This window comes from Pseudoflavonifractor intestinihominis, assembly GCF_040096055.1.
In the GTDB taxonomy this organism is placed as follows: Bacteria; Bacillota; Clostridia; order Oscillospirales; family Oscillospiraceae; genus Pseudoflavonifractor; species Pseudoflavonifractor intestinihominis.
Window position 1 is genome coordinate 15933 of record NZ_JBBMFK010000037.1, and the last position, 13390, is coordinate 29322.

The window sequence follows — 13390 nt, forward strand, 5'->3', positions numbered from 1 at the left end:
ATGATTCATGCGGGATAAGGGTAAAGCACCCGGAAAGAAAAAAGGAGGACGTGTCATGAAAAAGAATACGCAGAAAAAGATTCTCGCCGTTGCTGTCGCGGCCGTGTCTCTGTGCGGGACAGCGTTCGCTGCCGGTGCTGTTACGACCAGGATGATCGAGGCCAACTATATGAACATCCGCATCGTGGTGGACGGCAAGGAGATCACCCCCACCGACGCCAACGGCAAGGTAGTGGAGCCGTTCGCCAGCGAGGGGACCACCTATCTGCCTGTCCGCGCCATTGGCGAGGCCCTGGGCAAGGAGGTCACCTGGGACGGCGAGACCGCCACAGTCTATGTGGGCGAGATCCCCGGCCAGGCCGACAGCTGGATGAAGCTGCTGCCCCCCTATGAGATCAACAAATGGAGCAAAACTTACGACGGCAGCAATCTGAAAGAGTACATGACGGTGGCCGGAAAGGACATCACCGAGGGCGTCATGCTCCAGGACCGGAACGGCATATCCTTCGACGCGTCCTACGCGCTGTGGAATACAGACCTGAAGTACAGCACCATGACCTTTACCGTGGGGCATGTAGACGGAACAAGTACTGATAACGCCACGCTGGAGGTCTACCTGGATGGGGAACTGAGCACCAGCTATGACCTCAAGTGGGACGGCGCGCCCCAGACCATCACCGTGCCCCTGAATCGGGCCGCCAATGTGAAACTGCTGGTGGTGAAGTCCGATCTGCACTCTCAGGCCGGCTACGGCATCTACAATATCGCCTTCTCCTGATGGAATATGCCAAGGGGCCCGTTACCAAGTGTAACGGGCCCCTTTTGCTGTATATGGGATTGTGTCCGGCGGGGCTTACTCGCCCTGGCCGTCGTCCTTGTGCTCACCGCCGAAGTCAATGACATTGTCCTCCACGGTGCGCTCGGCGGCTTCAGCAGCGGCAGCCTCAGCGGCAGCGGCCTCGGCAGCAGCCTTCTCGGCGGCCTCCTTGGCGTCCAGCTCGGCCAGCTTGCGGCGCAGCTCCTCGCGGCCGGCGGCGTCCAGGCTCTCCAGGTAGTCCTGGCGGGCCTTCTCGCGGCGCTCCGCCGCCACCTGCTCGCCCTTGCGGCGCAGCTCCTCGCTGGCGGCCTTGCCCTTCTCCAGGGTCTCGGCGCCCTTCTCGGCGCACACCTTGCCCACCTCAACGGCCTTCTCGGTCAGGATGGCGATGGCGCCCACGCCTGCCATGGCGATGTTGGCCAGGTCCTTGCCCAGATCTTCTAACATATTTGATTCCTCCTCAAAACAAAGATATCGGTTTGGTTTCGGATTTCTTTTACTGTCCATATTATAACGGCAGAGGGTTCATTTATCATTGCTAAATTATGAACGCCATATTAAATACAGTTAAAAGAACGGGTAAATTTCCGTTAATGGCCTCGTATGAGGCCAAAAGGCAGGACATGAAGCTTCTCCTGCCGGGCAGCGGGACAGCGGCGGCAGGAAGCGCCGGAAAAGACAGACTATTGAGGCCAGCAGATGGGGCAGGGGGTGTAGCCCAGGTACGCGCAGTATTCTATATTGTAGGCCCAAAAGCTGTCGGCCTGTTTATAGACATAGCAGTCCCGGGTGTGGTAGTGGTCGGAATCCTCCACGACGAAGCCAATCTTGGAGGTATAGAAGCTGAGGTCGGCCTCCAGGGAGTCGATCTGTGCGGAGAGCGCCTGCTGCTCCAGCGCCGCATCCTCCAGGCGCTGCGTCAGCGTGTAGGTGTTCCAGGCCAGAAATCCCAGGGCGCCGGCCATGACGACCAGCACGCAGCAGGCGGCAGCTACCACGCCCTTGCGCAGGCCTGGGCGCGGACGCTGTGCGGAGAGACTCTGGGGCGCAGGCGCCTCCTGGGCGGGAGACGGGGCTGGGACGGGTCCGAGAGCGGTGGCAGAGTTGTGGGAGGGTGCGCCGGACAGACGGTCTTTCACATCAGCGGGCGAGGGGACCGGTTCGGCCGCGGGCGGAGCTGCCGGGACTTCTCTCGGCAGGTAAAAGGAGGGCGCGCTGACAGGTGCCTGGGCGGGGGCGGCGGAAGGCGGGGGAGGGGTTTGAACGGCAGCAGAGGCGGGGGAGGCAGGGGGCGCTGTTTCCGGGGCGGCATTGCCGCCGGAAAAGAGCATACGCCGGTTGTTGTAATAGAGCACGTTGAGCGCCAGAAAAACAAAGGACACGATGGCCTGGGAGAAGCCCCTGGACAGGAGCAGCGCATTGCCGATCCAGAGATTGCCCACAAGGAGCAGGAAGATGCCGTAAATACCCGTTGTGGCATAGGCGGCAAAAAGAAGGCACGGGCCGAACCAGCGCCGTTTGAGCAGGCCGATGAAGGCTCCGGCGCTGATGAACAGATAGGCGACATAGATGACCGTCTCCACTTCGCCCAGCAGATGATATTCGGTGAATTTCAGCAGGTCAACGTTTTTCATGATGGACGGCAGCATCACCAGGGTACTTAAGAAGCTGAGCGGGAGACAGAAGTAGGTGAGAAACTTGTGCCATTTCATAGGCGTCTGGTACGAAAAAGAATACTGTTTCATCGGGTGCACTCCCTCAAAAAAAGATGGTATGGCGCTGCGCGGACAGGGGAAGAAGCGTGCGGTTTTGTCCAAAGTGGTTTGAGCCTGACGGATTGAGTACACGGCACAGCAGGCGCTGACATCCTGAGTATACTGTATATTTCGAGCATTATCAACACGCAGCCCCCAGGGACCTGAAAAAGAATGGGGAGGCGGAACGGGGCGGTTTGCTGAAAACGGGGCGGAGCATGGGAATGGATTCAGTTTTGCCTTCCATTTGACGTGGAATGGTGCTATAATACAAAAGACTATGGGCACATCAATAAAGAAGGTTGACATATGGAACGTTTACAGACAAGAACCTGGCGGGAGATCTCTCTGGCCAATCTGGAACATAATTACCGGGCACTGCGTGCCCTGCTGCCCCAGGGGTGCCGCTTCCTGGGCGTGGTGAAGGCCAATGCCTACGGCAACGGCGCGGTGCCTGTGGCCCGGCGGCTGGAGGCGCTGGGGGCGGAGTACCTGGCGGTGGCCTGCGTGGACGAGGCGGCCGAGCTGCGGGAGGCGGGCATTCGGATGCCCATCCTGGTGCTGGGCGACACGCCCAACGAGTGCGCGGCCGACCTGCTGCGGCTGGACCTGACCCAGAACGTGCCCGACCTGGAGACGGCGCAGGCTCTCTCGGCGGCGGCGGTGGCGGCGGGGAAGACCATGAAGGTCCACATGAAGGTGGACACCGGCATGTCCCGGCTGGGCTTTCTCTGCGACGAGGCCCACATGGACGCGTCGGTGGAGGCGCTGGCCCAGGCCAGCCGTCTGCCCGGACTGGATGCGGAGGGGATTTTCACCCACTTCTCCGACTCCGACGGCAGCGAGGAGTACACCATGCTCCAGTTCGGCCGCTTCCTGACGGTGCTGGACCGGCTGGCGGAGCGGGGGATCACCTTCCCCATCCGCCACTGTGCCAACAGCGGCGCTGTGCTCCGTTTCCCCTGCACCTATCTGGACATGGTCCGGCCGGGCATCGCCCTCTACGGCCACTATCCCGCCCCCGAATGCGAGGGGCTGGACGGCCCCGGCCTGCGGCCGGTGATGGAGCTGAAGAGCCGCATCGCGGCGGTCCGGGCCCTGCCTGCCGGCACCTGCGTCAGCTACGGCCGCACCTGCACCCTCCAGCGGGACAGCCTGCTGGCAGTGGTGCCCATCGGCTATGCCGACGGCCTGCCCCGCCTGTGCTCCAACGGGCTGGAGATGCTGATCCGTGGAAAGCGGGCTCCGGTGGTGGGCCGGGTGTGCATGGACATGTGCATGGTGGACGTGACCGATATCCCCGGTGTCCGGCCCGGCGACGTGGCCACGGTCTACGGCAGCGACGGCGGCGAGACCGTCACTGTGGAGGCCGCGGCAGAGCGGGCGGGGACAGTGCAGTATGAGCTGCTCTGCGCCGTCTCCGAGCGGGTTCCCCGGGTGTATCTGGGGTAAGGGCACCGTCAAAGCCTTCCCCCTTGGAGTAAGGTGGCCCATAGGGCCGGATGAGGGGGAGGTCTCCGGGCGTCCTGGAGAGCTCCCCATCGCGCCCTTGCGCTCCGGTCCATCCGGGCTGCGCCCCACGCCTGCGCGCTTCCTGTCACGCTCCGGCGGCGTCGCGGCGCCCGGCTTCCCTCCGGCGCGGGCTTGAAACAGCGCCGCAAGGCGGCGCTTCGGTTTCGCGCCCTTGCGCTCCGGTCCATCCGGGCTGCTCCGCACGCCTGTGCGCTTCTTGCATATACTGAAGCAGGGGAGAACCGTCCGGACGGACGGGGGAGGGGTGCGGAAAACGCGCTTTTTTCGCCGCCCGTGTATAAATCCCGCCGCCCCGTGGGAGAATCATAGTGCTGAGTGTCGGGTCCTGAGAGGGCTGTGACGCCGGTGACTATCAGACCGCGGAGTGTGAGCTTTTGTGGATAACAGCGTAAAACGAGGAGATATTTTCTATGCCGACCTGAGTCCCGTGGTGGGCAGTGAGCAGGGGGGCGTCCGTCCGGTCCTGATCGTGCAGAACGACACCGGGAACCGGCACAGTCCCACCGTGATCGCCGCGGCCATCACCTCCCAGACGGGAAAGGCCCGGCTCCCCACCCACATCGATATCTCAGCCAGAAGCTACGGGCTTCCCAAGGATTCCGTGGTGCTGCTGGAGCAGATCCGCACCCTGGATAAGAAGCGGCTGAGAGAGCACATGGGCAGGCTGGACGAGGAACAGATGCAGCGGGTGGACAACGCCATTGCCGTGAGCTTTGGGCTACATCCCCAGCAGCTGGTCTGAGTACGGCGGGCCGGAGAGAGAAAGCGCGCGGGCCGGAGACGGCCCAACAAGCCGTTACGGCCCGCGCGGCAGAGACTATGATACATAGGAGGACCCCATGAAGAAGCACACCTTTCTCACCAAAGTGATGGCCGGCGGTCTGGTGACCGTGACGCTGCTGGGGGTGGCCTTTGCCGCCGGGCAGCAGGGCACCCAGTCCGACCCTCTGGTGACCCTGAGCTATCTGACCCAGAAGGCCACCCCTGAGATCATGACCCAGGTGGACACTAAGCTGACCGAGCGGGAGGCCGCCCTGAAGAAGGAGCTGGACCAGGCCGTTCAGGACTACACCAAGGCCGTGGAGGACAAGCTGGCCCAGGCCGGCGGGGGCAGCGGGCAGTCGGCGTCCTTTGCGGTGGTGGACGTGGCCGCCGGGCAGAAGCTGACGGCGGGCATCGGCTGTGAGATCATGCTCCGGGTGGGCAGCGCGGTGTGCTTCACCGACACGGCCCCCGGCTTTATCGACATGACCGACGGCGGCACCCTGGAGAACGGTCAGGCCCTGGTGAAGAACCACCTGTACATGGCCACCATTGAGGGCCGGGGCTTCACCGCCCAGAACGCGGTAAAAGTGCTGGTCCGGGGGAGCTATACCATCGGCTGAAAAGAAAACATGACGTGAAAGCGGAGCGGATGCCGGTCAGGCATCCGCTCCGCTGTGTTTTACGGCCGTTCCAGATATATGGTTCTGGTGGCCACGGCATCCAGGAAGCTGCGGTCGTGCTCCACCAGCAGCATGGTGGGCTGATATTCCAGAATGAGCTGCTCCAGCTGTATCCGGGAGAACAGGTCAATATAATTGAGGGGCTCGTCCCAGACATAGAGGTGGGCGCTCTGGCACAGGCTGCGGGCCAGCAGCACCTTTTTCTTCTGCCCGGCGCTGTAGCCGGCCATGTCCTTTTCAAACTGGGCCCGGGAGAAGTCCAGCTTCCGCAGGATGGTCTTGAACAGCGTCTCGTCGATGCCGCTGTCCGCAGCGAAGCAGGTCAGGTCGCCCCGGAGGAAGGACGGGTCCTGGGGGGCCACCGACACCACCAGCCCGGAGGCCAGGGCCAGCGTCCCGGTGTGGGGGATCTCCTGCCCGCACACCAGCTTGAGCAGGCTGGACTTGCCCGTGCCGTTGCGGCCGGTCAGGGCCAGCCGGTCCCCCTGCATGAGGGAGAAGGACACCGGGGCGCACACCGGCCCCAGGCCGTAGTCGGCGGCCAGCCGGTCCGCCTCCACCAGGCGCTGCTTGGGGTGGGCGAGGGGGTGGAGCTTCAGCGGCGGGGCCTGGTCGATGTTTTTCAGTAGGGCGCTCTTCTCCTCGGCGGCCTCTCTGCGGCGGTTCTCTGCCGCCTTGGCCCGCTTCATCACCTTGGCGGCCCGGTGGCCCACGAACCCCCGGTCACCGCATCCGGTGCCGAATTTAGCAGCCTCCGCTTTGTCCGACCAGGCGGCAGTCCGGCGGGCGGCGGCGTCCAGACGGGCAATATCCCGGCGGAGCCTCTCGTTTTCCGCACGCTCCCACTGGTCACGGCGCTGCTTGTTCTCCCACCAGGAGGAGAAATTCCCCTGCTGGAGGTCAAAATTCTGCTTGTTGATGGACAGAATGTGGTCCACGCAGCCGTCCAGGAAGGCCCGGTCGTGGGAGACCAGGATAAAGCCCTGCTTCCGGCTCAGGTAGCGGCTCACTACCTGTCTGCCCTCCAGGTCCAGGTGGTTGGTGGGCTCGTCCAGCAGGAGGAACCGGTTGGGGCGGAGGAAGAGGACAGCCAGCAGCAGCTTGGTCTGCTCCCCGTTGGACAGGGAGAAGAAGGGGCGGAAGAGGACCTCCGGGTCCACCTCCAGTGCGGAGAGCTCCCGGTAGATCTCCCAGCTCTCCGTCTCGGGCAGCAGGGATTCCACCACCTCCATGGCATCCCGCTCGGGGCGGGACACGGGGAAGGGGAAGTAGTCAAAGGCCACAGAGGCGGAGATGGTGCCGGCGTATTCATATTCGCCCATCAGCAATCGGAGCAGGGTGGTCTTACCGCGGCCGTTGCGCCCCACCAGCCCCAGCCTCCAGCTGGTGTCCAGCTGGAGGGAGGCGTGGTCAAACACGTTGTCCCAGCTGCCGTCATAGGCGAAGGTCAGATCGGTGATCTGGATCAGAGACATATACGTCACCTCACAGAAAATAAAAAATGGGCGCAGGAGAAAACCCCTGCGTCCATACCAGTGCGGTGACGGTAGGAAAACAGGGAAGATACAACAAGATTTCCTCCTGCCCGGGCCACAACAAAACAGAGCAGGTTATGCCTGCCCGGCCTGTGTATTCCGGAAAAACAGAAGGTTACTTGCGCATCTTCCCAACTCCAATCGTAATCAAGATAGATACAGTATAGCGAAAGCCCCGCGGATTGTCAACCAGGACCATCCGCGGGGCAGTATTTGAGGGGGGAGACGGGAGGCGTTCCGGCTTCACGCCTTGTCCCGGCGCTTTTGGGCCCGGCGCTGATCCCGGCGGCGGGAGCGCTCCGCCATGGCCCGGCGGCTGGCCTCGGAGAGCTGGGAGAGGGCTGTGGACAGCGTGGAGGAGGACATACCCCGGTAGACATAGCGCAGGTGGCGGGTCTGGCGCTCCGCCTTGCGCAGCAGCTCGCCGTACCGCCTGCGCAGCGCGGCCAGATCGGCCTCTCTGCCGTCCAGGGCGGAGTCAATGCGCTCGGACAGGCTCTCCCGGGCGCCGTCCAGGCGGCCGCTGATGGACTCCTTTGCCACGTCCAGCCTGTCGGAGATAGATTCTTTTGCGTCGTCCAGCCTGTCGGAGATAGATTCTTTTGCGTCGTCCAGCCTGCCGGAGATAGATTCTTTTGCGCCGTCCAGCCTGTCGGAGATAGATTCTTTTGCGCCGTCCAGCCTGTCGGAGATAGATTCTTTTGCATCGTCCAGCCTGTCGCTGAGGACCTCTCTGGCCTCATCCAGCCGGTCGGACAGCTCCGCCCGGCTCAGAGCCAGCTGGACCTGCAGCTCCTCGCCCATGCGGGTCAGCTTCCGCAGCATGGCGGTAAGCAGGGCCAGCTCCCGGATGGTGGCGGCGGCGTCGGCCAGCAGGAGCGCCAGCAGAACACCGGCGGCCACGTGGACGGTAAAGGCGGACAGCCGCTCCACCAGCCCGGCCACCACAGGGTGGATCCAGAAGATCACCAGGTAGGCCAGCACGCCCCAGGTCAGGGAGATGGAGAGACAGATACGGCCGTGCAGGTTGAATTTTCGGGTGCTGTAGTCCCAGTATTTGATGTGGGTGGTGGTCTCCAGCAGCCAGCCCACCAGGTACTCCCAAGCGGACATACACACCGTGGCCACCATGTAGAAGAGGAGGGGCTGGCCGGTGAAGGGGGCGAACCAGCACAGCATCATCAGGACCCCAACCCCGTAGATGGGGCAGATGGGGCCGTAGAGGAACCCCCGGGCCACGAACCGCCGCTCCCGGACGGAGCAGTAGACGGTCTCCAGGATCCAGCCCAGGAAGGCGTAGATGATAAAGTAGAGGAAGAGCAGGGAGATGGGGAAGCCGGACACCGTAGGTTCTGACATGGCTATGAATCCTTTTCCTTGGCCTCGGCCGCGTCCGCCTCTTTGAGCAGCACGTCCAGAATTCCGTTATAGACCTGTTCCGGGCGGGAGCGGAAGCCCTCGGCCAGCCGCTCGGCCTGTTCCTCGGAGGGGGAGAGCAGCTCCACGGTCAGCAGGTTGCCCGCGCCGTCGTCCAGGGAGAGGCGGAGGGTGCAGGTGCCGTCCTCCTCCCTGGGGAGGATCTGGGCCCTGACCTGGGCGTCCCGCCGCAGCTCGGCGTTGAGCTCCACCAGCCTGCGGGAGCACTTGCTTTTCACCGAGTAGGGCAGGCTGCTCTCGCAGACCATGCCGTTTTTCTTGCCCTTTTCGGTGATCACATAGCGGCCGTCCTCATTCAGCTCCAGGTGGCCGCTCTCCACCAGCTCCGCCACGGCCTCGGCAAAGTCGAAGTAGTCCACGCCCTCGTCGATGAGGGTCAGGTCTGTCAGGGTTGAGAAGTCCAGAGGAGCGGCGGCCCGGGACATGATATAGAGCACCAGAAATTTGATCTCCAGTTTGTCGTGAATAAACCCATATCGGGCCATGGCACTCACTCCCTTTGCAGACTGAACGGATGGCACGGCATACCTTAATATTATACCCTGAAAAAGCGGACAGGACAAGAGAAAAATCCCCGGCCGCCGGGAAGGGGGCGGTGGGCAGGAAAAAGAGGCCCGCTGCCCCCGGCGTCCGGTATGGGCAGCAGGCCCCTGTTGAGATGGAGGATCAGGACGTTTCGCCGCCGGCCCGGTGGGCGCGCTGGAGGGTGGAGCAGATGGCGCCGTGGGGGCAGGCGGCCTTGCACTTGCCGCAGCGGATGCACTCCGGGCTGTTGGGCGCGGAGTGCACCGGGATGTCCATGGGGCAGGCCCTCTGGCAGACGCCGCAATGGGTGCACTTCTGGGCGTCGATCCGGAAGCGGTACAGGGCCACCGGATTGAAGAGTCCGTAGATGGCGCCCAGGGGGCAGAGGTAGCAGCAGAAGGGGCGGTACACCACCACGGAGAGCAACAGCAGCGCCACCAGGACGGCCACTTTCCAGTTAAACAGCCAGCCCAGGGCGGACTGGAGGGCGGGGTTGGAGGCCACCAGGGGGATTCCGGCGAAGAGGGTGCCCGAGGGGCAGATGTACTTGCAGAACCAGGGCTGGCCCTGGCCCACGATGTCCAGCACGGTGAGGGGGAGGACAATCACAAACCCCACCAGGATGACGTACTTCAGAAACCGGAGCCACCGGTCGCCGGGCAGCTTGCGCAGCTTTTTGACAAAGGGGATCTTGTGCAGCAGGTCCTGAACCAGGCCGAAGGGGCACAGCCAACCGCACACGAACCGGCCCAGCAGCGCGCCGAAGAAGAGGAGAAAGCCGGTCACGTAGAAGGTGAACTGGTAGTTCCGGCTGGCGATGACGGCCTGAAAGGAGCCGATGGGGCAGGAGCCCAGCGCGCCTGGGCAGGAGTAGCAGTTGAGGCCGGGGACGCAGAGCAGCTTGGAGCTGCCCTTGTAGATGGTGCCCTTGGCGAAACCGGCGGCGTAGCCGTTCGACAGGGCGGCGAAGCAGATTTGGACCCAGGTGCGGAGATGCCGCCGGAAGAAGGACAGCCGCTTACCCAAGGCCGATACACTCCATGCAGATGTTGACCGCCTTGCGGAACACGGTCTCCGCCTCGCCCCGCCACACGCCAATGGCGACGCACGCAGCTCCGGCCAGAAGAAGGAGCAGCGCGGCCCGGTTCTGTTTCAGAAAGCTCATGCGCCCACCTCCGCCAGCATCTCGTCCAGAATGGCCGCCCAGCTGTCCTTGTCCCGGGCGCCCAGATAGGCGGTCCCGACCTGGGCGCCGGTCTCGTCCACAAAGAAGGTGGTGGGTACGGAACTGATCTGGTAGAGGAGACCGTACAGGTCGGAGGAGGGGACAATGTGGGTATAGTCGGCGCCGGTGGAGGAGACGATCTCCTTGGCGGTTTCCAGCTGGGTTTCACTGACCGAGCCGTCGCTGTCCAGCACGTCGGAGATGAGGCCCACGATCTGGACGCCCTTGTCGGCGTACTCGGCCGCCAGCTCGCCCAGCTCGGGCATCTCGTTGATACAGGGGGTGCAGAAGGTGGCCCACACGTTGACCATGGTAAGGGTGTGGCCCTCCAGGATGCTCTGGTCCACGGCGTTGCCGTCCAGATCCTGGGCGGAGAAGGAAGAGAGAATGCCGCCGGAGGACTGGGCACCGGCGCTGGCAGAGGGCTGGGCGGCGTCAGCCGAGGGGGAAGGGGTGAGCGAAGGGGCGCTGTCCGGCTGGGCACAGGCGGACAGAAGCAAGGTCAGGCCCAGTGCGGCAGCCAGCATGGCAGCGAATTTGCGTTTCATAACAACCTCCATAAGATGAGAAGTGGCGCGGGTCGATGGATGGGGTCATTATAAGAGGTGTGATAGGGTGCTGTCAAGAAAAAGCGGGAGCGCCGACAAGTTTCGGCGTGTGAAGAGGGTAAAAACAGATTTAATTTATAAAATGAGAGAAAAGTCCCAGCCGCTGGATATGGCTGACAGCAGCGGAGGGGGCGTAAAATACCAGAAGATTTTCCATGGGCCATTGACAAAAAATTAAAAATGAGGTATCGTATAAAAAGTTCTCGCTAGTCGGGGAGATATGTGTCCCGGCAGAGCGGCAATCTATGCAGCGGTATCGAAGTGGTCATAACGGGGCTGACTCGAAATCATGTTATCTGCGCCAAAAACTGAATATTTTCTAAATGGAGACGTATCGAAGCGGTCATAACGAGCTCGACTCGAAATCGAGTTGTCCGAAAGGGCACGTGGGTTCGAATCCCACCGTCTCCGCCAACAACAATCCCGCGTAAATCAAGGGTTTACGCGGGTTTTCTTATGTCTTTTTGCGGGTGATTTTGCCCTGTTGAAAACAGGCAAATCCGGGTGAATGGTGCCCGTGGTGCCCCGATTTGTGGTGCCCTGCGGCAAACTTCTTATACATCTTATTCATAAAAAATGTATGCTGTGGTGCCCAAATGGTGCCCGGAACTTCTAAAAGCATATAAAAAGCAGCGTGGAACTATAAAGAGATACGTTCTTTACAGCTCCATTTCGCTGCTTTTCTTTTTGGCTTTTTTCGGCTCGCTGCCTTTATCCGGCGTGGGCTTCTGCGGGTGCAGGGCTTTGTGGTAGGTTTCAAGGACAGCTCTTTTTCGTTCCAGCCGTACATTGACGTATTGTGCCGTTACCGCTTCAAGGTTGGTTGAGATACCAAGCGACATACCAATGCCTTTTAGTGTATGCCCCAATATCTCGCCTACGGTATAAAAGTCGCCTGTGAGTTGGTGCATATTTGTAGCTGCCGTATGCCGTAAATCATGGAAACGAATGTGCGGCATTTCGAGGTGCCGGATAAGCTGACCGAAGTTTGCCGACATTCTATCCCTGCGCTGCGGAGAGCCGTCCGGCTTTGCGATAAAGAGTTTGTTGTCATAGTACACGCCGCCGCTTGCTTCTATCAATGCTTTCTGTCGCTCGATTAAATCAAACTGCCGCAGGAAATACGGTAGCGTTTCTTCGGTAATCGGCAAAATGCGGTCGTTGGATTTTGTCGGTGCCATTTCTGTAATGGTTTTTGTGCCGGGTGGTACCTTGAAAGGCATTGGTTCATAATGTCGTTGACTTCTCGGATTTCCCATTGTTTCGGCTCGTCAAAGGGGTGGTTTAAGGCTTCCTTGAAAAGCTGCTTGGAGCATACGGCGCTGCCGGTGTAGCGGTCAAGGTATCCTATGCGATTCCGGTTGACGATCCCACGTCCTACGATTTTTACATCTATCAGGTCAACCGGCCCAGCGGCTGGTCGGGAAATCTGCTGATGGAGTTTATCCGGAAATCGGACGGGAAATTCTCGAGCAATTTTCAGATCGCCAAGCACGGAGCGGATAGCGGTATTATTTTTGTACGCCCAATAGACGAGAAACCGTGGTGCCTCAGTATGAACTATTCCAATATCGGAGCCGTTGTGGCGACGTCTACAAGCGCCGCCTGGTACACGCCGGATGGGACGAAACCGTCGATTGCTGTAAAGAACTCGGCCGGGAATGTGGAAGCCGGGACGAGAATTGTACTGAGGGGGTATCGATTTGAGAGTGTTTGATGGTACGGGCTACCGTGATGCGACACCGGATGAAATTGCGGCCTGGAAGGAGGCATCTAGCCAGCCTGCACCTCCGCCCAGCCCCCAGGAGCAGGCCATGACGCTGGCCCGTACCATGGCCGCATCGGCCACCGGTTTGACCGACACCGTAGCCCTCAGTATCCCCGACCTTCTGCCCACCTGGGACGAATTGCTGGCCGCTGGCAGTGAGGTGTCTGCCGGTGTATGCCTGGTCCACAACGGCCAGACCTACCGGGTGGTGCAGGATGTGACGCCCATTGAGAGCCAGCCGCCCGATATGGACGGTATGTTGGCGGTGTACCGCCCTATTGAGCGGGAGCACGCCGGTACCATGACCGACCCGATCCCATGGGTATCGGGCATGGACTGTAAAGAGGGCAAGTATTACAACTATGAGGGTAAGACCTACCTGTGCAAGTCGGATATGCTGCCCTGCGTGTGGCCTCCTGACACGCCCGATATGTGGCAGTGGGAGGTGGTCGAGTGAGCAAGTACATCCAGCGTGTCCGACTCGGACACATCAAGCGGCTGGCCCTAGTCACTGGCGGTGGCCGGAGTCTGGAGCAGGTCAAGGCAGCGGAGCAGCCCGACCTCATCTGCAACGCCGGATTTTTTGAGTATCTGGGCAAGCCCACCCACCACCTGAAAGCGGACGGTGTGGTCCGGGCAAAAGAGAGCTGGGGCTGCTGGGGCTACGCCTGGGACTCCGGCGGCGATATCGCACTGACCGCGCTGCCCGCCGATGAGCGGGCCAACTACATCGGCGGCTATGA

General features: G+C 61.5%; 15 protein-coding genes, 1 tRNA gene and 1 pseudogene. 7 read left to right on the forward strand and 10 right to left on the reverse strand.

Going from position 1 to position 13390, the window contains the following annotated elements:
• The first annotated feature begins 55 nt into the window (after positions 1-55).
• Complete coding sequence (locus WMO64_RS15880) at positions 56-778, forward strand: copper amine oxidase N-terminal domain-containing protein (protein WP_294520927.1); 723 nt, start codon at positions 56-58, stop codon at positions 776-778.
• A 75-nt stretch (positions 779-853) separates the two neighbouring features.
• On the opposite strand, the gene WMO64_RS15885 is transcribed toward WMO64_RS15880, so the two are convergent.
• Both WMO64_RS15885 and WMO64_RS15890 read right to left on the reverse strand, forming a co-directional pair.
• A complete protein-coding gene (locus tag WMO64_RS15885; RefSeq protein WP_294520924.1) occupies positions 854-1264 on the reverse strand; it encodes a hypothetical protein in 411 nt (136 codons plus the stop codon).
• Positions 1265-1500: 236 nt separating this feature from the next.
• Positions 1501-2562, reverse strand: a complete 1062-nt coding sequence (locus tag WMO64_RS15890) for a hypothetical protein (RefSeq protein WP_349232611.1) — start codon at positions 2560-2562, stop codon at positions 1501-1503.
• A 318-nt stretch (positions 2563-2880) separates the two neighbouring features.
• Here WMO64_RS15890 and alr point away from each other — a divergent pair, with 318 nt between their 5' ends.
• The 3 genes from alr to WMO64_RS15905 all read left to right on the forward strand — a co-directional run bounded on the left by alr (position 2881) and on the right by WMO64_RS15905 (position 5489).
• The gene (gene alr, locus WMO64_RS15895) at positions 2881-4023 is read left to right on the forward strand and encodes an alanine racemase (RefSeq protein WP_294520918.1); all 1143 of its coding nucleotides are present in this window, start codon (positions 2881-2883) and stop codon (positions 4021-4023) included.
• A 457-nt stretch (positions 4024-4480) separates the two neighbouring features.
• Complete coding sequence (locus WMO64_RS15900; RefSeq protein ID WP_294551617.1) at positions 4481-4846, forward strand: type II toxin-antitoxin system PemK/MazF family toxin; 366 nt, start codon at positions 4481-4483, stop codon at positions 4844-4846.
• Between the two features lie 97 nt (positions 4847-4943).
• Positions 4944-5489, forward strand: a complete 546-nt coding sequence (locus WMO64_RS15905; RefSeq protein ID WP_294520912.1) for a hypothetical protein — start codon at positions 4944-4946, stop codon at positions 5487-5489.
• A 59-nt stretch (positions 5490-5548) separates the two neighbouring features.
• Here WMO64_RS15905 and abc-f read toward each other — a convergent pair whose 3' ends face one another.
• From abc-f to WMO64_RS15935, 6 genes are all read right to left on the reverse strand, one after another.
• Complete coding sequence (gene abc-f, locus WMO64_RS15910; RefSeq protein ID WP_349232612.1) at positions 5549-7024, reverse strand: ribosomal protection-like ABC-F family protein; 1476 nt, start codon at positions 7022-7024, stop codon at positions 5549-5551.
• A gap of 303 nt (positions 7025-7327) precedes the next feature.
• On the reverse strand, positions 7328-8443 hold the full coding sequence (locus tag WMO64_RS15915) for a putative ABC transporter permease (protein WP_349232613.1): 1116 nt from the start codon (positions 8441-8443) through the stop codon (positions 7328-7330).
• A gap of 2 nt (positions 8444-8445) precedes the next feature.
• The gene (locus WMO64_RS15920) at positions 8446-9006 is read right to left on the reverse strand and encodes a DUF4364 family protein (protein ID WP_294520905.1); all 561 of its coding nucleotides are present in this window, start codon (positions 9004-9006) and stop codon (positions 8446-8448) included.
• Between the two features lie 181 nt (positions 9007-9187).
• A complete protein-coding gene (locus WMO64_RS15925) occupies positions 9188-10072 on the reverse strand; it encodes a 4Fe-4S binding protein (protein WP_349232614.1) in 885 nt (294 codons plus the stop codon).
• Entirely contained in the window at positions 10065-10211 is a 147-nt protein-coding gene (locus WMO64_RS15930) for a CD1871A family CXXC motif-containing protein (protein ID WP_294520899.1), read from the reverse strand. Before WMO64_RS15930 ends, WMO64_RS15925 begins: the two co-directional genes overlap by 8 nt.
• A complete protein-coding gene (locus tag WMO64_RS15935; RefSeq protein WP_294520895.1) occupies positions 10208-10819 on the reverse strand; it encodes a TlpA family protein disulfide reductase in 612 nt (203 codons plus the stop codon). The genes WMO64_RS15930 and WMO64_RS15935 overlap by 4 nt, the downstream gene beginning before the upstream one ends.
• Positions 10820-11204: 385 nt before the next feature.
• On the opposite strand from WMO64_RS15935, the gene WMO64_RS15940 reads away from it, so the two are divergent.
• Positions 11205-11293: transfer RNA gene (locus tag WMO64_RS15940), tRNA-Ser, on the forward strand.
• 245 nt (positions 11294-11538) lie between these two features.
• On the opposite strand, the gene WMO64_RS15945 is transcribed toward WMO64_RS15940, so the two are convergent.
• Positions 11539-12138, reverse strand: a complete 600-nt coding sequence (locus WMO64_RS15945) for a tyrosine-type recombinase/integrase (protein ID WP_349232615.1) — start codon at positions 12136-12138, stop codon at positions 11539-11541.
• Positions 12096-12224: pseudogene (locus WMO64_RS15950) on the reverse strand (virulence-associated E family protein); the annotation flags it as partial. The gene WMO64_RS15945 and the pseudogene WMO64_RS15950, both read right to left, overlap by 43 nt.
• A gap of 358 nt (positions 12225-12582) precedes the next feature.
• Between WMO64_RS15950 and WMO64_RS15955 the strand changes: the two are divergent.
• Both WMO64_RS15955 and WMO64_RS15960 read left to right on the forward strand, forming a co-directional pair.
• Positions 12583-13104: a hypothetical protein gene (locus tag WMO64_RS15955; protein WP_349232616.1), complete on the forward strand. Its 522-nt coding sequence runs from the start codon at positions 12583-12585 to the stop codon at positions 13102-13104.
• On the forward strand, positions 13101-13390 hold a 290-nt coding region (locus WMO64_RS15960; protein WP_349232617.1), incomplete at its 3' end, for a hypothetical protein. The genes WMO64_RS15955 and WMO64_RS15960, both read left to right, overlap by 4 nt.

Coding starts and splice junctions, on each gene's coding strand:
- WMO64_RS15930 (WP_294520899.1), bottom strand. CDS start 10,211: ATGAGCTTTCTGAAACAGAACCGGGCCGCGCTGCTCCTTCTTCTGGCC.
- alr (WP_294520918.1), top strand. CDS start 2,881: ATGGAACGTTTACAGACAAGAACCTGGCGGGAGATCTCTCTGGCCAAT.
- WMO64_RS15905 (WP_294520912.1), top strand. CDS start 4,944: ATGAAGAAGCACACCTTTCTCACCAAAGTGATGGCCGGCGGTCTGGTG.
- abc-f (WP_349232612.1), bottom strand. CDS start 7,024: ATGTCTCTGATCCAGATCACCGATCTGACCTTCGCCTATGACGGCAGC.
- WMO64_RS15915 (WP_349232613.1), bottom strand. CDS start 8,443: ATGTCAGAACCTACGGTGTCCGGCTTCCCCATCTCCCTGCTCTTCCTC.
- WMO64_RS15935 (WP_294520895.1), bottom strand. CDS start 10,819: ATGAAACGCAAATTCGCTGCCATGCTGGCTGCCGCACTGGGCCTGACC.
- WMO64_RS15880 (WP_294520927.1), top strand. CDS start 56: ATGAAAAAGAATACGCAGAAAAAGATTCTCGCCGTTGCTGTCGCGGCC.
- WMO64_RS15885 (WP_294520924.1), bottom strand. CDS start 1,264: ATGTTAGAAGATCTGGGCAAGGACCTGGCCAACATCGCCATGGCAGGC.
- WMO64_RS15890 (WP_349232611.1), bottom strand. CDS start 2,562: ATGAAACAGTATTCTTTTTCGTACCAGACGCCTATGAAATGGCACAAG.
- WMO64_RS15920 (WP_294520905.1), bottom strand. CDS start 9,006: ATGGCCCGATATGGGTTTATTCACGACAAACTGGAGATCAAATTTCTG.
- WMO64_RS15945 (WP_349232615.1), bottom strand. CDS start 12,138: ATGGGAAATCCGAGAAGTCAACGACATTATGAACCAATGCCTTTCAAG.